This is a genomic window from Micromonospora sp. NPDC006766, from assembly GCF_040636055.1.
Taxonomy (GTDB): Bacteria; Actinomycetota; Actinomycetes; order Mycobacteriales; family Micromonosporaceae; genus Micromonospora.
Genome location: NZ_JBEYIX010000002.1, coordinates 307,776 through 326,468, shown reverse-complemented (window position 1 = coordinate 326,468; position 18,693 = coordinate 307,776). Strand labels below are relative to the sequence as shown.

13 protein-coding genes are annotated in these 18,693 nt (G+C 72.0%); 7 read left to right on the top strand and 6 right to left on the bottom strand.

Annotated features, from left to right (window positions below; all coding sequences use genetic code 11):
- Positions 1–51 precede the first annotated feature (51 nt).
- A complete protein-coding gene (locus ABZ671_RS05290; RefSeq protein ID WP_357851530.1) occupies positions 52–1,053 on the bottom strand; it encodes an expansin EXLX1 family cellulose-binding protein in 1,002 nt (333 codons plus the stop codon).
- Positions 1,054–1,183: 130 nt separating this feature from the next.
- Between ABZ671_RS05290 and ABZ671_RS05285 the strand changes: the two genes are divergently transcribed.
- The 3 genes from ABZ671_RS05285 to ABZ671_RS05275 all read left to right on the top strand — a co-directional run bounded on the left by ABZ671_RS05285 (position 1,184) and on the right by ABZ671_RS05275 (position 5,499).
- Entirely contained in the window at positions 1,184–2,260 is a 1,077-nt protein-coding gene (locus ABZ671_RS05285) for an LCP family protein (RefSeq protein WP_357851527.1), read from the top strand.
- Positions 2,261–2,620: 360 nt separating this feature from the next.
- Positions 2,621–3,925, top strand: coding sequence for a sugar transferase (locus tag ABZ671_RS05280; protein ID WP_357851524.1), 1,305 nt, complete (start codon positions 2,621–2,623; stop codon positions 3,923–3,925).
- Between the two features lie 263 nt (positions 3,926–4,188).
- A complete protein-coding gene (locus ABZ671_RS05275) occupies positions 4,189–5,499 on the top strand; it encodes a hypothetical protein (protein ID WP_357851522.1) in 1,311 nt (436 codons plus the stop codon).
- On the opposite strand, the gene ABZ671_RS05270 is transcribed toward ABZ671_RS05275, so the two are convergent.
- From ABZ671_RS05270 to ABZ671_RS05250, 5 genes are read right to left on the bottom strand one after another with little or no spacing between them, the layout of a single operon-like run.
- On the bottom strand, positions 5,472–8,180 hold the full coding sequence (locus ABZ671_RS05270; RefSeq protein WP_357851519.1) for an O-antigen ligase family protein: 2,709 nt from the start codon (positions 8,178–8,180) through the stop codon (positions 5,472–5,474). The genes ABZ671_RS05275 and ABZ671_RS05270 overlap by 28 nt on opposite strands.
- Positions 8,180–9,376, bottom strand: coding sequence for a glycosyltransferase (locus tag ABZ671_RS05265; protein ID WP_357851516.1), 1,197 nt, complete (start codon positions 9,374–9,376; stop codon positions 8,180–8,182). Before ABZ671_RS05265 ends, ABZ671_RS05270 begins: the two co-directional genes overlap by 1 nt.
- Positions 9,367–10,584 (bottom strand): glycosyltransferase family 4 protein, encoded by a 1,218-nt coding sequence (locus tag ABZ671_RS05260; protein WP_357851513.1) that lies wholly within the window; start codon positions 10,582–10,584, stop codon positions 9,367–9,369. The genes ABZ671_RS05265 and ABZ671_RS05260 overlap by 10 nt, the downstream gene beginning before the upstream one ends.
- A 2-nt stretch (positions 10,585–10,586) precedes the next feature.
- Entirely contained in the window at positions 10,587–11,786 is a 1,200-nt protein-coding gene (locus tag ABZ671_RS05255; protein ID WP_357851510.1) for a glycosyltransferase, read from the bottom strand.
- On the bottom strand, positions 11,773–12,939 hold the full coding sequence (locus ABZ671_RS05250; protein WP_357851507.1) for a glycosyltransferase: 1,167 nt from the start codon (positions 12,937–12,939) through the stop codon (positions 11,773–11,775). The genes ABZ671_RS05255 and ABZ671_RS05250 overlap by 14 nt, the downstream gene beginning before the upstream one ends.
- 180 nt (positions 12,940–13,119) lie before the next feature.
- On the opposite strand from ABZ671_RS05250, the gene ABZ671_RS05245 reads away from it, so the two are divergent.
- From ABZ671_RS05245 to ABZ671_RS05230, 4 genes are all read left to right on the top strand, one after another.
- Entirely contained in the window at positions 13,120–15,078 is a 1,959-nt protein-coding gene (locus tag ABZ671_RS05245) for an arabinofuranosyltransferase (RefSeq protein WP_357851504.1), read from the top strand.
- Between the two features lie 129 nt (positions 15,079–15,207).
- Complete coding sequence (locus ABZ671_RS05240) at positions 15,208–16,479, top strand: DUF1800 domain-containing protein (RefSeq protein WP_357851501.1); 1,272 nt, start codon at positions 15,208–15,210, stop codon at positions 16,477–16,479.
- A 1-nt stretch (position 16,480) separates the two neighbouring features.
- Positions 16,481–17,728 carry a DUF1501 domain-containing protein gene (locus ABZ671_RS05235; protein ID WP_357851498.1) on the top strand — a complete coding sequence of 416 codons (1,248 nt, stop codon included), beginning with the start codon at positions 16,481–16,483 and terminating at the stop codon, positions 17,726–17,728.
- 105 nt (positions 17,729–17,833) lie between these two features.
- Positions 17,834–18,682, top strand: coding sequence for a MurR/RpiR family transcriptional regulator (locus tag ABZ671_RS05230; RefSeq protein WP_357851495.1), 849 nt, complete (start codon positions 17,834–17,836; stop codon positions 18,680–18,682).
- Positions 18,683–18,693 lie beyond the last annotated feature (11 nt).

Below are 18,693 nucleotides of genomic sequence, written 5' to 3'. Positions count from 1 at the left end.
GGCCGTGAGTCGTCTGCGTCATCAGGTCTGTATGACACCGGCAGCACACCCTCAGCAGCCGGCGCGTACCACGTCGGCGGCGGTCGGTGGGGCGACGACCGCCACCGATGTGGCGGGCGAAACAGTCGGCGGGCTAATCGAGGCGCCCGGCCGAGGGCTCGGCCGGGCGGACGGCGAGCGGCTGGGCGTCGCCGACCGCGACGCGGTGGCGGTGGCGGTGGCGGTTCCGCCGTACATCCGGACGGTGCTGTGTTGCACCTGGCCGGGGAGCATCCGGAGGCCGGTGGCGGTGGCGCGGTGGCCGTACTCGTCGGTGACCCGGATGGTGTACGGCCCGGGGCCGGCGCCGGCGTCGATCAGCCAGTAGTTGTAGTCCTGCCGGACGGCCGCGCGCCAGGTGCCGCCCTGCCGTACCTCCACGGTGCGCAGCGGGTTGCCGTGGTCGCCGATGAGGACGGCGAACCACCACTGCGAGGCGCCCTCCTTCATGCGGAAGGTGAGCGGGCCGGGCAGGGGCGGGTTCACCACCGCGCGGTAGCTGACCTTGACGATGCCCTGCACGGGGTCGGCGATCCGCGCGAACGCCTGGGCGGAGAGGTCGAGGTGGCCGGGTTCGCACTCGGGGCACTGGTCCATGATGAGGACCCGGACGGTGCCCTTCGGGCCGGTGACGTCGAGGTAGCCGCCGCAGGCCGCGCCGGAGGTGTACTCGTCGGGGCCGAGGGCGACGTAGAGCCGGTTGGCGGGCGCGGTTGGTCGCGAGCAGTTGCCGCCGGCCCCGTTGGAGTCGTAGAAGGTCGCCTTGCCGGTGTGCACGGTGTCGCCGAGCGGCGGTCCGGTGAGCGCCCCGGGCAGCGCGGCGCAGGCGGGGGCGGCGCCACCGCGTACGGCGAGGGCCACGCCGAGCAGGGCGGCGAGCGCGCCGACCGTGCCGGCGGCGAGCCAGCGGCGGGGGCGGGGGGCGGCGCGGCGGCGGCCCGGTCCGGGCCGAGCGGGCCGGCCACCGTCCACAGCGGAGGGCGGCGGGTCGCTGAAAGCGCTACCTTCGGTCACGCCGGTCGATGCTGCCGGAGGCGAGGGCGCCGGACAAGCGCGGGAGAGGGCATGTTCCGGTCGGCTGGCCGGAGCCGACCGATCGGACGAGGGTCGCCGTGTCGGTGGCCGAGTCAGTAGCATCGCGCACATGTCAGATGGACCGCAGCTCGCCGACTACGACATGGGCCGTTCGACGTCCGAAGTGGAATCCGACGACACGGAGCAACCGTCCGCCCCGGCTCCGCGTCGCCGCCGCGGCCGGCGTATCGCCCTGATCGTGTCGCTGGTGGTGGTGTTGCTCGTCGGTGGTGGCCTCATCGCGGGCGGCCTGTATTACCGCTCGGTCGAGTCCTCCATCGACCGCGTTGACGCCTTCACGGACGTGCCCGAGGAGTCGCGTCCGGAGGTCGTGGCCAAGGGCGCGATGAACTTCATGATCCTGGGCAGTGACTCCCGCGACCCGGAGAGCACCGGCGGCTCCCGCAGCGACACCATCATCCTGGTTCACCTGCCCAAGGACCGGGAGAGCGCGCAGCTCATCTCGATCCCGCGGGACACCTGGATCCCCATTCCGCTCTCCAAGGAGGGCCGGGGCGGTCGCGACGCCAAAATCAACGCGGCGTACGCGTGGGGCGGCCCGCCGCTGATGGTGCAGACCGTGGAAAAGTTCACCGGCGTACGCATCGATCACGTGGCGATGGTCGACTTCGCCGGGTTCAAGGAGATCGTCGATGCCCTGGGCGGGATCGAGATCGACGTTGAGCAGAGCTTTACCTCGACCCACTCGCTTAACAAGAACGGCCGACGGGAGTTCCGTAAGGGCCGGCAGACCATGGACGGGGCGGCCGCGCTGGACTATGCGCGCGAGCGCTACTCCTTCGCGGACGGCGACTTCGCGCGGATCAGGCACCAGCAGCAGGTGATCAAGGCGATCCTGGACAAGGCGGCCTCGGGTGGCACCCTGAGCAGTCCCACGAAGCTGAACTCGTTCGTTCGAGCCACCGCGAGCTCGGTGGCGGTCGACAAGTCGATGTCGCTTGTGGACTTGGCGATGGAGCTACGCCATCTGCGCGGCGGCAACCTCGCCTTCTCCACCTGCCCGGTGAAGGGAACGGGCCGGGTCGGCACCGAGAGCGTGGTGTTCGCCGACATGGCGAAGGCCAAGGTGCTCTTCGACGCGGTGCGCCGCGACTCCGTCCCGGAGATTCTTTCCGCCGGAAAGTAGGGTCTTGGTCTGCCGTGCCGGCTCTGGCGGCGCGGCCGGCCTGATCGTATCCTGCGATCGCCCGAGGCCTGCCTCTTACGGCCCTCGGGCGGTCACGGGGGAGGATCAACCATGTCAGGGCAATCGGCGACGAAAGATCCAGCTAAGTCCACTGTGCAGCCCGACGAAGCCGTGCGGCAGCCCGCGGCGTCTTCGGCGGAAGAGGCGGGCGACGAGGACATAGTCGCCGTACTTCCGGCCGGACGGTTGGCCACTGAGCGGCCGGGCACCACCGCCATGCGTTCCGGTCTGGACACGACAGCCGTGCTCCCATACGCCGGCTCGCGGGCCTCGAAGCGGACGCGCGGGTTGCGGGCCTGGATGGTGACGGCCCCCATCGATGTCGTTGCGCTGCTCGCCCCGCTGCTGATGACCCAGAGCTACTGGCGGGGGACGCTGGTCAACGCCGGCCTCACGGTGGCCCTCTTCACGACCGGCGGCCTCTACCGGGCCCGTCGGCACCTCAGTTTCCTGGACGAGTTGCCGAGCCTCTGTGGGCGGCTGCTCGCCTCCGCCGCGGTGGTGGCCATCATCGCGGCTGAACGTCACGATTCGGTGCCGTACGTGAGCGGGTTCATGCAGGACGTCGCGCTCTCCGCCGGCCTGGTGGTCCTCGGTCGTGCGGTCAACAGGAAGCTCATCCTCATCGCGCGAAAGCGCCGCTGGGTGGAGCACAACGCCATCATCATCGGCAGCGGTCCGATCGGCGTGGAGCTCGCCCGGCTGCTACGGCGTTATCCCCGGTACGGCCTGCGCTTCGTCGGCTGCGTCGACGCCCGGTCGCGGCAGGGCGTCGGCTCGGCTCCATTGATCGGCACCCTCGACGACCTCGAACAACTCGCTGGCCTGCTGGAGTGCGACGTCCTGGTCATCGCCGACCCGGATTGTCCGGAGCCGACGCTCATGGAGTTCCTGCTCCGCCCCGCCACCTCGAGCTGCGACCTCTGGGCGGTCCCCCGCCTCTGGGGATCCCGGTCCCACGGCCGCTACCCGGACCATGTCGGCGCGATCCCGATCGTCCAGATCGGAGATCTCACCTTTTCCGGCCCGCGGTGGGCGATCAAGCGCGCGTCGGACGTGCTCTTCGCCGCCGTGGCTCTGGTCGTGCTGAGCCCGCTGCTTCTGCTCTGCGCGATCGCCACCTTCCTCGAAGGCGGGCGGGGCATCTTTTTCTATCAGGAACGCATCGGCCGATACGGCAAGCCGTTCAAGGTGATCAAGTTTCGGTCGATGCGCCCGGCTGACGAGCACGAGTCGCAGACGAACTGGTCCATCGCGCACGACCTGCGGGTCGGGCCGATCGGGCGGTTCATGCGCCGGGCGTCCCTGGACGAGCTGCCGCAGCTCTGGAACATCCTGCGTGGGGAGATGAGCGTGGTCGGACCTCGGCCGGAGCGACCCTATTTTGTGGAGAAGTTCTCCGCAGAATATCCGCGGTACGCGATGCGCCACCGGGTGCCGGTGGGGCTGACCGGGCTCGCGCAGGTCAGTGGGCTGCGGGGTGACACGCCCATTGCCGACCGGGCGCGGTTCGACAACTACTACGTCGAGAACTGGTCGCTTTGGCTCGACATCAAGATTGTGCTGCGTACCGTTGCGGAGGTGATTCGCGGTGGTGGTCGTTGACCGAACCCGCCCGGCGTCCTGGTCAGTGCCACGGCGGCGAGGTCCTCGCAGGCGGTAGGCCGCTGGGGCTTACCGGAGGTCCCCCCGGTTCATCCCCATCGTCGAGGGAGGGCGGCCTGCGCGCCATCTGGGGTGCCGATCCTGGACACTTGCTGGTACGACCTGCATGCGTCGTCCGGTGGCGCCTGAAGCGCCCTCGGCGGCGGCGAGCACGTGAGGCTTTTCGCTAGGATCCACCGACGGACAGAACAGAGAAGGCGCAGATGCACCAGCTGGATCGTTACCAGTTCATCAGGATGTTGGCGTCGTCGCCGGTCGGCACCGTCTGGTCCGGGCTGGACGATCGCGGCCTGCCCGTGACGGTCGCCCAGTTCGACGCCACGCTGGCCGGTGACCCACGCTGGCGGGAGGCCTTCACCAATGCCGCTGCCACCGCTCGATACGAGCAGCCGAGCGCCGGCGAGGCGGCTTCCGACTTCGCCGCACCAACCCCGTTCGTGGCCTGGCCAAATGCTGTCGGCATCGGCCCCGCGGCCCGCATCTTCCAGTTGCTCGGCGTGGAGTTGACCGCCACCCCCGCGACTGAGGAGGGTGCTCCGTCGGAGTCGGCGCCGGCCGGCAGGACGCCGCAGCCGGCGGCCGGTCCCCAGCAGGATCCCGGCCCGGGAGGCGGTGGCAGCCCGGCGCCGACCAGCGGTGCGCCCGCCTCCGGGGTGCCGGGGTCCGGCCCGCCCCCATCGGTCTCGGCCCCGCCGTACGCCGTGACGATGCCGTTCAGCGAACTGCCGCCCTCGATGGTTCGTCCCGTGCAGCCCGCCCCGGACGATGCCGACGTGTCAAATCCCGGCGTGCCACGGATCACCCCGTCGCCGCCGCGGCAACGTCGCACCGGGCTCTGGATCGGAATCGGCGCGCTCGTCCTGGTACTCCTAGCCGGCGGCGGCTCCCTGCTCGCGCTCAACGGCCTCGGCGGCACCCCGTCGGCTCCGGCGGCCACCTCCGCCGGCGACGCCACGGCCCTGCCGACCGCGGAGGTGGTCACCGGCCAGCCTGCCAGCCCGGGCGCCGAGCCGCCCAAGGAGGGCACCTGGCCGGCCGCCTGGTCACGCTTCCAGGAGAACGACGACGTGCAGACCCTGACCGAACTGGAGGGGATCAGCTTCCCGGTCAAGGTTCCGCAGAACTGGCAGTGCACCGTCAGCGGCCTCACCCAGACCTCCGCGCGCTATTACTGCGGGCTGGGGGCGGCGGGCAAGTCGAGCATCGGCGGCGAGCTCATCGTCAGGGAATGCCCGATGGACTGCCCGCAGGAGCAGCAGGCCGCCATGCGCAAGGCCGAGGAGGCCTGGGGCCTGCAGTGGGTCCGGAGCGGCCGCTACTCCTGCTACGCCGAGAGCAGTTCCCTCGACATCGACGGTGAGCAACGGTACGGGCTGGTGGTGGTCGCGTACTGGCGCGGCGACACCGCCGGCAAAATCAACCGCCAGGTGGTGTTCCGGATGACTGCGCCGGTCGACGGCGCGAACCAGCTGCGCCGGGTCGCGAACTACCTGCGTGACACGTTGATCTTCTGAGCGTCCTCGCTGGTTGCCGTGGGCACGGCCGGGTCGGGCAGGTCCGGCCCGTCCGGTCGGCCCTCATCCATGCCGGGTACGGACGCGGCACCGGGCCGGACCGGCGAGGCCGGTCCGGTGAGCGCGATCGTCAGCAGCGGCAGCCACGTGGCGTAGCCGGCGAGGGTGGTCGACAGGTGGGACGCTTCCAGCCACGAGACGTGTGCGAGCCCGACGAGGAAGAGCAGCGCCGCCGTGCCGCCGTTGGCCGCGAGCAACGTGGATCGCCGCCAGGCCACCCAGCACAGCAGCGCGAACGGGAGCAGGGCCAGCAGACCACCGATGACGAGCAGCTGGACCACCGCGTTGTGCCCGTGGCTGAACTGGCCGCCAAGTTCGGCGGCGAGCGCCGGTTCCTGCTGAAAGATCTTCGGCCCCCACCCGATGAGCGGGCTCTCGGACCACCGGTGGAGCAAGGCCGCCCAGATCCGGCCCCGCTTGCTGAAGCTTTCCGGGTCGGTGGTGACCACCGGGACCACGACCACGAGCAGGGCACCGGCCGCGAGCACTGCGGAAACCGGCCAACTGCGGCCCCGCAGCAGGCGCACCAGCAGGTACGACAGCAGGATGGCGCCGACGGCGAGCTGGCTGGTCCGCGACCCGGTCCAGAGCAGCGCGGCCAGGATCAGGGTGAGACACGTCCAGCGGAGCAGCGGGGGACGTAGCTGGAAGACGAACGCGACGCTGAGGGCCAGCGCGAGGCCGAGCACGTTCGAATGCAGGTACGGGCCGGCGAGCAGACCGCCGAGCAGAACGGACTTCTCCCCGGCCGCCTCGCCGGAGAGCAGCGCCAGGTCGGGACGTACCGCGGCGAAGAGCATCGAGCCGAGGGCGGTCAACCCGCCGAGGACGCCGATGACCCCGAGCACCTCCTCGCGGGGACGCTGTGCCCAGATCGCGACCGCGGCCAGCGGGAAGGCCGCCGCGACCGGGCCGGGCAGCTGCCCGTTCAGCAGGCCGGCGACCTCGATGGCCAGCGGCGCGGCGAGGCCGACGGCCAGCCACCGCCGGCCGGCCGGGCGCCGCCGCCAGAGCCCGTGCGCGCCGAGCCCGGCCGCCACCAGCAGGAACAGCAGGGTGAGCCCGTTGCCGAGCGCCTCCCCGAGCGCCGGGACCAGGGCCTCCTTCGAGTTGAAGTCGGGCCGTCCGGTGTCGAGCAGCTGCATCACCTGGGGTGCCAGCATCCGGGCCCACGCCAGGACGATCAGCGCGCCCACGCCGACGGTGCCCGGCCCGAGCCGACGGTAGAGCGCCACGGCATGGGCCAGCGCCGCGCTCGCCGACGTGCTGGCGCCGCCGGCGGCCGCCGCCTCGGGCGCGTCGATACCGCCGCCGGTCGCCGCAGCTGGCCGGCGCATCCCTTCCGCCATCCGCGCCACCTTCCTCTGCATCAGACGAACGTCGTCCGGGTAGGGCACCGTGAGCATCCGCAGGGAGCCCAGCGCCGGTACCCGGTCGACCGCGACACCGGCGATGATCATCGCAACGGCGTAACCGGCGACACTCGCGAGGGCGGCACCGACCGCCCCGAGCGGCGCCAGCACCAGCAGCGCCAGGACACCGACGAGGGAGCCCGTCACCAGGGCCGTCGAGGACCACCCGGGACGGTTGTGCGCCAGCAGCGCCGCGCTGTAGACGCTCATGCACGCGTAGCAGAGCGTCCCGGCGCTGAGAATGGCGGTCGGCAGGACGGCTGGCGCGAAGTCGGCGCCGAAGACCAGCGGCACCGCGAACCCGGCCGAGACCGCCAGCAGCACGCAGACGACCGCCGACGCCAGCACCGCCAGCCGGGCGACCTGGTTCGCGGCGCGGGGATCGCCGCTGGCCGGCCGCCCCATCAGCACCGTCCTGGCCGCCGTGGCGATCACCATCGGCAGTTCCGCGACACTCACCGCCACCGCGTAGTAGCCAAGCTCTCGCGCGCCGATGAGCGGTAGCCCGATGATCTGGTCGAGGCGGGCGCTGGAGATCGCCGCCAGCACCCCGGGCAGGCAGGTCAGGGCGTACCGGACGAGCGAGCCGGTCGGCACCGGCCCCGCTGGCGTCGTCTCCGCGGTGGACGGCTCGGCCGGCCTCCAGAGCCGGAGGAACCCGAAGACCAGGCCGGTCAGCACCGAACCGACGAAAATCAGGCTGGCGGCATACGCGTTCAGGTCGAACGCCAGGCAGGCGAAGATCACCACACCGGTCCGGACCAGCGCCGGTACGACCTTGACCAGGTTCAGGCCGCGAATGTCGGAGGCCCCGGTCAGCGCCCCGATGAACAGGTTCGCCAGCACGTGCAGGGGCGCCAGCAGCGCCAGCGTGAGGAACTGGTCGTAGCGGGCGGCGTCGGGGAAGATGACGAGCCCCAGCACCGCCATCAGGCCGACGGCGAGCACGCCGAGCGGCAGCATCGCCACCAGGCTGACCTTCGCCGCGGCCCGCCTCGACAGCCGTCCCTCCCGGACGTGGTAGCTCAGGGCGTCCTGCAACCCGTAGGTGCCGATCCAGCCGCACACCACGATCGGCAGGGTCAGCGCCGCGTACAGGCCACGCCCGTCGGGGCCCAGGGCACGGGAGAGGAAGGGGCTGACCAGCAGGCCGCTGAGGGGGATCAGCAGGTTCGCCACGGAGGCGGAGACCAGTTTCCGTGCCGACATCACGGCCCCTCGTGCGCGACCGCGGCGCCGAGCTGTCCGTGCCGGGCGAGCGAGTCGATCAGCTGATCGGCGAACTGCGCCTCCGAGAAGCGCTCCCGGACCAGGCGCAGCGCCTCGGCGGCCATCCGGTCGAACTCCGCCGGCGTGGCCGCGAGGATCGCGGCGGCCAGCCCGTCCGGCGTGTCGGCCGTGCGGGTCGCGTCCGTCGGGGGAACACCTTCCAACCCGATCGGGGTGCTGAACACCGGCACCGAGTGCGCCAGCAGGGTCAGGGTCTTCAGTTTGACCCCGGCGCCACTCCACAGTGGCACCACAGCGGCCCGAGCGCGGCCGAGGACCGGGCGCAGGTCGGCCGCCCAGCCGGTCACCTCCAGTCCGTCGTATCCGGCCAGCTCGGCGCGGCCCCGATCGGTGAGACCCGAGCCGACCAGTTCGAGGGTGTGTCCGGCCTGACGCAACCTCGGCCAGCCCTCGGCAAGGAAACGGTGCAGGCCGAGCAGGTTCGACCGGTACGAGAAACTGCTGAGCCAGACCAGCCGGCGTTCGACCGGCCGGGGGATGTGCCCTTCGGGCAGCGGGACGCAGCTGGGCAGCGTGAAGTCGGCCGCTCGGCCGTACGCCCGGGCCAGGCGTGCCGCCTCCTCCGCGCTGGTCACCGAGACCGTGGCGCAGTCGGCGAGCACCGTCTGCTCGAACCGTGCCGAGATCCGGGCCAGGTAGCGTGCCCGGAGCTGCTGCGCCACGCCGGTCGTCTCGTCGACGTCCTGCCGGCTGCTCGTGGCGAGCACGTTGGCCTTGTCCCAGTGCCACCGCAGCGGGGTGTCCCGGACGTACGCGCCGGCCGCCTCGCCGATGGCCAGCGCGGCCCCGGTCCGGGCTCGCAGCGCCTCGTGCAGCTCGTGGCTGTAGCGGGTGCGTACCCAGGGCGGCACGCCGTCGAGCAGGGACTCGGGATAACGGCCGAGTGGCCCGAGCCGGTTCAGCCGGTACGGCGTGGCGGTGAAGTCCCGCACGGTGACCCCGGGGAGCAGGGCGCGCAGCTGTGCCACGTCAGCGTCGGTGGTCTCCGGGCGGCGGACCACGAACAACGTGTACGACCGCACCTGGGCCAGTGCGTGCAGCATCATCAGGACGCGGATCGGGTCTCCTCGGTCCTGCGGAAGCGGAAAGAAGGTGACGACGACGGTCAGGTCCATGCGGCCCCGACCTCCCCCGAGGTCGCGGTGGCCTGGTCCGTCACAGGGCCCGTCGCCGCACCGGCACCCCACCCGGCGAGCAGCCGCCGGGCCTGCAACTCGGGGGCGAACTCCTCGCGCAGCCGGCGGGCCAGGGTCTGCGCCCTGCGCTGCCCCTGCGCGGGGTCGCGGATCAGCTGCCGCAACGCGTCTGCCAGCGCCGCCGGGTCGTCGGGCGGGACCTGCCAACCGCCGTCGGGCCCGACCAGTTCGGGGATGCCGGACACGGCGGTGGTCACGACCGGCACTCCCCGGCTGGCGGCCTCCATCAGGAAGACGGGAATGCCGTCGAGGTCGCCGTCGGCTGCCCGGCGGCAGGGCAGCACCGCAGCGTCCGCGCCGGCGAGCGCGGTCGTGGCCACCCGGTGGCTCACCGCACCGTGGAAGGTGACCACGCCGGTGAGGGCCGATGCGCGGGCCTGTTCCGCCAGAACCGCCCGCAGCGGCCCGTCGCCGTAGACGTCGTAGCGGACCGGGACGCCGGCGCGGACCAGCCGGGCGACAGCGTCCAACGCCGTGTCGACGCCCTTCTTCTGCACCAGCCGGGCGACCGTGACCAGACGGACGACGTCGCCCGGCGGGCGTGCCGACGGCTCGAGGATCTCGCCGTCGAACGCGGCCCGCACCACGCTGTGCGGGATCTCCGGCATCGTCGCCCCCCGCTCGGCCAGCTGCGCGGCGGCGGCCTGCGAGATGACGAAGAGATGCCTGAGCAGCCGGAGCCGCCGATCCATGGCGGGGCCGTTGCGGTCCAGCAGGAAGTCCGCGGCGTGCGCCATCGCGGTCACCGGCACACCGGTCCGCCGGCCGACCAGCGCGGCAACCGCGGTCGGCAGGTTGACGAAGTGGGTGTGCAGCACATTGGGGCCGAAGGCGGCCACCGGGCCAGACAGTCGGGCCGCGTGGGCGGCGGCCAGTACCGCGCGCGGCAGGTAGGACACCCCGAGCGCGCGGACCCCGGCCAGCGTGTGGCACGGATGGCGCAGCAGGGCGCCGAGCGCCTGCCGCAGCTCGGCGCCCCGGCTGCCGCCCTGGCCGGCCACGAAGACCTGGACGGTGGCGCCGGCTGCCCGGACCGCCTCGATCTCCGAGGTGATGAAGGTTTCGCTGTAGTTCGGGTCGCGCAGCAGGATGTACGCCACGCGCAGCGGGCGAGCGGGAGCCTCCACCGTCACCAACCTCCTCGCTGCGGCGAGCCAGCGGCCCGAGCGACCTCGTGGAAGAAGGCGGCGTGGGCCACCGCGCACTCGGCGTCCGAGAGGATACCTGCGGTGCGGGCCGCACCGGTCGCCAGCTCCAGCCGCAGTTCACGCGAGCCGGCCAGCTTGCGCATCGCCGCGGCGAGGGCCTCCGGCCGCCCCGGCGGTACGAGCAGGCCGTTGACGCCGCTGCGAATCCACTCGCTTGGCCCGCCGCCCTCGGTGGCGATGAGCGGCTTGGCGTTCGCCAGCCCCTGCAGCACGGTCTGGCCGAGCGGCTCCGGCTTGATCGACGCGTGCACCAGCACGTCGACCGAGTCGATGAAGCCGGCCACGTCGTCGACGTGCCCGAGGAAGGTGACCTGCTCCGCGACGCCCAGCTCGGCGGCGAGGGCATGCAACTCCTGCGCGTACGCCGTCTCCTCGAACAGCGGCGCCCCGGCCAGGTAGCCGCGGACCTCGGTGCCCCGGAAGCTGTCGGCGAAGGCGCGCAGGAACACGTGCTGGCCCTTCCAGCGTTGCAGGCGCCCGACCATCCCGATCGCCCGGACCTCGGGCCGGACGGCGGGCTCGGTGACCCGGTTGTGCAGGCCGCTGGGGCTCTGCAGAACGGTACGGGGCAGGCCGGCTGGCAGCCGGTCGCTGGCCGAGTCGAGGGTGGCGTGCGAGTTGGCGATCACCCCATCGGCGTGCAGAAGCGCCAGCCGGGTAAAGGCGGCATACCCGAATCGCCCCAGGCTCTCGGGGGTGACCAGGTCCCGGAGGTGGATCACCAGGCGCGCCGGGCGCCCCCGGTTGGCCAGGGCAGAGATGATCGCGGCGGCGGCGGTGTTCGCGTGGATCAGTTCGGCCTGGTCGAACAGCGGGCTGCGCCGCAGGGCGTGGGCGGCCGCCCGCAGCGTCGCCAGGTAGCGCGCCGCGAGCAGCGGGCTGCGGCTGCGGGTGCCGCCGATAGGGAGCCGGGGCAGTCGCTGTTCGACGGTCACCCCGTGCCCGGGCAACGCGTCGAAGGCGGCCCCGCCCGGCGGGCAGCACAACCCGGCGTGCCAGGGCGGCGCGGCGGCGAGCAGGCGAGCCAGCGCCAGCTCGGCGCCGCCCCGGTGCCCGGTGTGGCTGACATGCAGGACCCGGGTAGGTGGTGCCTCGCCACCGGGCCGATCAGCGGCACTCATCGTCGATCCATGCCGTCATCTCGGCGGCGAACCGGGCAGGGGAGAAGCCGCGGGCGTGCGCGGCGATCCGCGTCGTCGACAGCTCGCCGAGCCGCCGCAGCAGGGGCGAGTAGTCCGCCGTTGCCGTCGAGTCCACCAGGAAGCCGGTCTCCCCGTCGACCACTGTCTCCAGCAGACCCCCACGGCTCAGGCCGACCACCGGCGTGCCGCACGCCTGAGCTTCGACCGGGATGATGCCGAAGTCCTCGTGGACGGGGAAGAGCAGCGCCCAGGCCCCCCAGTAGAGACGCCGGAGCCGCTCCCGGTCCGGCCGCACCTCGAACGAGACCGGGACACCGGCGCGCTCGGCGAGCTGGCGCAGCCGCTGTTCCTCGGGCCCGGACCCGGCCAGCACGAGGGGCAGCCCGGCCGCCTCCGCGATTGCCACGATCAGGTCGAAGTTCTTGTACGGGATCCAGCGTCCCACCCCGAGTAAATAATCTCGGGGCTGCACCCGGTCGGCCATGGGGGCCGCGGCGAACCAGTCCACGTCCACGGGCGGGTTGATGACGACGGCGTCACGCCGCCAGTAGCGCCGGATGCGGGCCTGCACCTCCCGCGAGTTCGCGGCGTAGCTGCGTACGTGGTCGCTGAGCCGGACGTCGACGCCCTGCAGGATCCGCCGCGGCATGCTCAGCAGGGGGCTCGATCCCCGGCCGTCGAAGGCGGGGCTCCAGATGTACCGGGCGGGAGCATGCACGTAGCTCAGGTGCGTGGTGGTCTCCGGCGGCCCGAGCTTGACGGTGTGCGCGAAGGCGTGGCTGGAGGAGATGACCACGTCGAAGCGTTGCCTGCTAAGGGTCCGCCAGACCAGCGGCATCAGCGGCAGCGCGGCGGCCTTGTGGTGCCGCAGCGGCGTCCGGGCCAGCCACGACTCGCGCAGCCCGGCGTCGGTGGCGTCCCGGTCCTTCCAGAGAACGAACCGCTCGCCGTGCGGGACGAGGTCGGCGATGTGCCGGAACACCTGCTCCGATCCGCCGGTCGCGCCGAACCATTCGTGCACCAGGGCCACCGCGCGGCCGGTCAGCGTGGCCGGCGTACCCATGGCAGCCGGTACCGACGGCGGTCGGGGGTTCGGCGGCGCGGCGGACCTCGGGAGGGCTTGCTCCGACATGACGATCCATCCATCCCCATTACGACCAGCATGCCGGCGATCGGTGGCGTTGCCACCCGGAGCCGGGCCGGAAGGCCCGCAGCATATCCCGCGCGGCCAGCCGGCGGTCGCCCGGCTGGCAAACGGTTTCGGTCCGCTACTCTCCTGCCGAACCAACAGCAGTCGTTCGATGGGGTGGACATGAAGGACATCGCCGACCGGCCGGAGGTCATACCCGACGGCATCCGTCCGGCCGGCCCGCCGCCGCGGCCTACGTCGGGTCGGCGGGCTGATCGCGCGCCGGCCGGCGACCCGCGCCCCGCCTCCATGCCGTGGCGGCAGCTCACGGCAGCCAGGCCGCTGCTGTTCGCCGCCCTCGTCGGTCTCGTAGTGCTGGGGATCCATCTCGCGGCGCTGGCGGCCGACGCGCACCCGCGGTCGGGGCGGACGGAATACGGGCTGCACAGCGCCGCCATGATCGTGGCCGCGACGGCGGTGGCCGCCGTCTGGTGGGCCCGCCGCACCGGCCGAACCTGGGACGCCGACCTGCTGCCGGCGCTGTTCGCCGGTCTCGCCGGGCTGACGATGCTGATCGCACTACACGGGACGCCGTTCGACGTCTATGGCCTCCAGGGCGACCAGTCGTTCCGCACCGCGATGGTCACCCGTTTCGCTGACACCTGGCAGATCGTCGACTACACCTACCGTGACCTGCCCGGCTACTACGCCCCGGGCTACTTCTGGCTCCTGGGCAGGGCCGCCGCCGTAGCGGGTGTGGCGCCCTGGCACATGCTCAAGTTCGGCGCGATCGCGGTCGCCTTCGCCGTACCGCTGGTGTCCTATCTGTGCTGGCGGCGTCTGGTGACGCCCCGGACCGCCGCGCTCATCTCGGCCGTGCCGCTGATCGTTCCGGACCTGTACGAGAGCTACGGCTGGGTGGTCCAGTTGGCCATCATCCCGTGGTGGCTGGAAGCCGTCCACGGGCTGACCAGGCCGGGCCTGCGTCGTCGGAATCCGGTCCTGTTGGGCCTGATCGGGGCGGCGCTGTTCTGCGTTTACTACTACTACTTCTTCGTCTTTGTGCTGGTCTTCGCGATGTTCCTCGCGGTACGGCGGTGCCGTGGTGAGCTCAGCTGGCAGGAGACCCGCCGCAGCCTCGCCGTCCTCGGCATCGCCGCCCTCGGCTCGGCGATCTTCTGGGCGCCGCTGGCCTGGAACTTCCTGACAGCACCGCACTTCGAGTCCCTGAACAACCGGTGGATCACCCTCAACTCCGGTGACCTGGCCCTGCCCATGCTCGAACCGTCCGTCGTGGGCGCCCTCTGCCTGCTCGGCCTCGTCTACCTGCTCCTCACCGCCCGGGAGGCCCTGTCCCGGTCGCTGCTGCTCGTGCTCGTCGCGCTGTACCTGTGGCACGCCCTGGGCTTCCTCTTCCTGGCGCTGGACATACCGCTGATGTCGTTCCGGATGAAGACCCTGGTGCCGCTGGTGCTGTTGGCCGCGGCGGCGCTAGGGCTCGTACGGGGCGCCCGATGGACCCTCGACCGTCTGCCGGCGCCCAGGATCTGGCCGGTCGTCGCGGTCGGCGCGGGGCTGCTCGCGCTCATGGTCGGCGACGGCTTCGTCAACCGGGTGGTTGACGACCCGCGGATCCACGCGGCACACAACGAGACCCTGCCCGACGGCACGCTGCCGCCCTTCCACGACGACGACAAGCAGCCAGCCCTCCCGGCGGCGACGCGGGTGGACGCCCTCATCGAGGCCACCTACCGGGGAGCCGGCCACCCGGTCGTGCTGTCGGACCGCACCCATCTGTTCGCCTTCCAGCCCTACTACGGGTTCGTCCAGTGGAACGCCAACTATTCGCACCCCGCCGCTCAGTACCACCGGCGGCTGGAGTTCCTCGAAGAGGCCGCCCGGGCCGCCTCACCGGCGGATTTCGCCGCGCAGACCGGTGACAACCCCTACGACCGGATCGACGCCATCGTGCTGCGGGCGGACGGGGACAACCTCGTCTACCGCACCTACGACGACGACTTCCCGTTCGGTTCCAAGGCCAGGACGATCACCATTCCCGGTCGACTGGTCACCTTGGAGTACTTCGACGTGACCCGAATCGACGGCTACGTCGTCGCCGTACGACGTGCGGTCGGGTCCTGAGCGGGGCGACGTCACGGTGCGGCACCGGGGCACTGCCGTACGCTCCGGTGACCGGGCACCGCCTGGCGGCGGCCGTCAGGCCACATGGGATGGTCGTCGCTGTCAGGGCTGATCGCCTATGGTTGACCCATGTCCGAGGACGTCGCGCTGCTGCTACGCCGCGCCGGCTTCGGCCCGACATCGGCGGAACTGGGGGCGGCGGTCAAGGCCGGCTACGCCGACACGGTGCTGGCGTTGACCGCCCCACCGGGGCCTGACATCGGTGCCACGACCGCCTCGATTCCGCACCTCGGCTCCGACCCGTACGCGGTCACGCCGAATCCGACGCCGGCGCAACGAGCGGCGGCGGACCGGGTCCGGCAGGAACAGGCCGACAAGTTGACCCGGTGGTGGCTGGATCGGATGACCGTCGCCAACCATCAGGCGGTGGAGAAGCTTATCTTCTTCTGGCATGGGCACTGGGCGACGTCGATCCGCAAGGTCAAGAGCCCGCAGCTGATGCTGGCCCAGCACCGCACCCTCCGCTCCGCCCAAAATTTCGCCGACATGGCCCGCCGTATGGTCGTCGACCCGGCCCTCGTTCACTGGCTCGACGGGCAGCTCAACACCCGGGAGGCCCCCAACGAGAACCTCGCCCGGGAGCTCTGCGAGCTGTTCCTGCTGGGCATCGGCCACTACACCGAGGCCGATGTCAAGGCCGCCGGCCGGGCGTTGACCGGTTGGCGGCTCGACCTGCGGGCGGAGCGCATGGTCCTCGACCCTGCGGCGCACGATTCCGGCAGCAAGACCATCCTCGGCGCGCAGGCCGACTTCACCGCCCGCGGTCTGGTCGACCTGCTGCTGCGGCAGCCCGTGTGCGCCGAGTTCATCGCCGCCCGGCTGTGGTTCCGCTACGCCTCCTCCACCGAGCCGATCCCGCCGGCGACCCGGGACCAGATGGTCACGGCATTCCCCGCTCCGATGGCGATGCTGCGGGCGCTGTTCACCGACGACGCGTTCCGCGCCACCGCCGGCACGATGGTGAAGCAACCGATCGAATGGATGGTCGGGGCCATGCGCCAGTTGAAGCTGCGACCGGCGAACATCCCCGGAGAGGTGTTGCTCCAACTCTGTGACGGGCTGGGTGGGTTGGGGCAGCGTCCCTTCGCCCCGCCGAGCGTAGGTGGCTGGCCCGCCGGGGCCACCTGGCTCGTGTCGTCCTCGGCCCGGCTCAAGCTCAGCCTCGCCGGCAAGCTGGCCAGTCAGCTTGAGCCCGGCCACCTCACCCCGGAGGACGTCGCGAGCATGCTCTGCGTCGATCGTTGGACCAACCGGACGTACGCCGTTCTGCGCGAGGTGCGGAGCAACTCGCGGATGTTGCTGACCCTGGGCCTGGTCAGCCCCGAATACGCGGTGACGTGAGATGGACGCCCTCACCCGACGTCGGTTCCTGCTCGCCTCCGGGGTAGCCGGCGCGGCCGCACTGGCCGCCGGGGGCGGCGCGCTCGCCCTCTCGGAGCTGTTGGGCGCCGCCGATCGTGCCGGCGACCCACTCGGCGACACCGTCGTTCTGGTAACCCTCTACGGCGGCAACGATGGTTTGAACACCGTCATCCCGTACGCCGACCCGGCCTACCACGCCACCCGCCCGGAGTTGGCGTACCCGGCCGAGCGGGTCCTGCCGCTCAACGAGGCGCTGGGCCTGAACCCCGTGTTGACGGGGTTGAAGCGGCTGTGGGACGACCAGCGTCTGGCCGTCATCCTGGGCGTCGGCTACCCCCGACCCGACCGCAGCCACTTCCGGTCCATGGACATCTGGCAGACCGGCTCCCCCGACGCCCCGGCCACCACCGGCTGGGTGGGGCGCTGGCTGGACGACACGGGGGCGCCCGTCGGCACGGCGGTGAGCTTCGAGCCGGTGCTGCCGCCGCTGCTGGTGGGCCGCCGGCGGATCGGCTCCTGCGTCAGCTATCACGGGCTGGACTTGCCGCCCTGGATCGACGAGCGCTTGGTGGCGGCGCTCGGGCGTATCGAGCCGGGCGAGCCGGAGATGCAGGCCAGGGCCGCGTCGGCGTACGCCGACCTGCTCGAGATGGGTCGGGTCATCCACGGCGACCACCAGGTGACGCCCAGCCCGGGGGCCGCCGCGGAGCCGGACGTCCCGGCGACCGGCACGGGTGGTGAGAATGCGCTCGCTGCTCAACTCGCCCTGGTGGCCCGCTGCGTGGAGGTGGGGGCCCCGACCCGGGTCTACTCGGTCAGCCTGGGCGGCTTCGACACACATGCCGACGAACTGGCCACGCAGGAGTTGCTCCTGCGGCAGCTCGACGAGGCCCTTTCGTCGTTCGCCGCCCGGATGGCCCGGTCGGCGGCCGGGCGCCGGATCACGGTCGTCGTCTACAGCGAGTTCGGCCGTCGCCTACGCGCCAACGCATCGGACGGCACCGACCACGGCACGGCCGGGCCGGTGCTGGTCCTAGGCGGGCGCGTGGTGGGCGGGCTCTACAGTGAGCAGCCCAGCCTGACGGACCTAGACCAGGGGGACCTCAGGGCGACGGCCGACTTCCGGGACGTCTTCGGCTCGGTCCTCGGGTCGGTGCTGGGCGCCGACCCGGGCCGCTACTTCGAGGGGTACGAGCCCCGCCCGCTGTCCTTCCTCCGCACCGGCTGAGGGCTCACCCCAGGCCGTCGGCACCGCCGCGCCCGCGGTCTCTGATGACCGGTGGTCAGGTCTGCGATGTTGCGCTCTGAAAGTTTTCATGCATAGAGTTCCGCCATGAATGAAAGCGGTGCGGCCCCCACCGACCGCCTGCTCGACCTCTTCCACGGCGTGCGGCTCACCCCCACCCAGCGCCGGATCGCGCACTGCCTGGTGCAGCACGCGGGCGCGGCGGCGTACCTGTCCGCGGCAGAGGTCGCCGAGCTGGCCGGGGTCAGCCAGCCGTCGGTGACCCGGTTCGCGATGGCGCTCGGGCACGACGGCTACCCCGCGCTGCGCCGCCGGCTGCGGGAGCTGTCCGCCACCGGCGACGCCGATCCGGCCGACGGCGGGAACGCCCTCCAACGGGCGGTCCGCGCCGAGCTGGGCAACCTCGACCGGCTCGCCGCGCAGCTCGCCGACGCCGGCCGGATCGCCGAGGTCGGGAAGCTGCTCGCGGCCAGCCGTCCGCTGCCGGTGCTCGGGCTGCGCGCCGCCGCGCCGCTGGCCGCGTACTTCGCGTACTTCGCCGCGAAGGTGCACCCGGACGTGCGGGTGCTCGACGACGGCGGCAGCCTCCTCGCCGACCGGCTGGAGCAGGCCGCCGCCGCCGGAGCGAACGCGCTGCTCGCGTTCGTGCTGCCCCGCTACCCCCGGGAGACCCTGGAAACGCTGCGCGAGGCCCGCGACGCCGGGCTCACCGTCGTGGCGATCACCGACTCGCCGGTCAGCCCCGCCACCGAGTACGCCGAGGTGGTGCTTCCCGCCGCCGTCGGCGCCGACCTGGTCTTCGACCTGCACACCGCCCCGATGACCCTGGCCATGGTGGTGTTGCAGGCGATCTGCGACGCCGCCCCGGCCGAGACCCAGGCCCGACTCGAGGCGTTCGAGTCGTCCGCCGCCCGCCGTCAGTTGTTCCTCAGCTGAGAGGAGTAGGA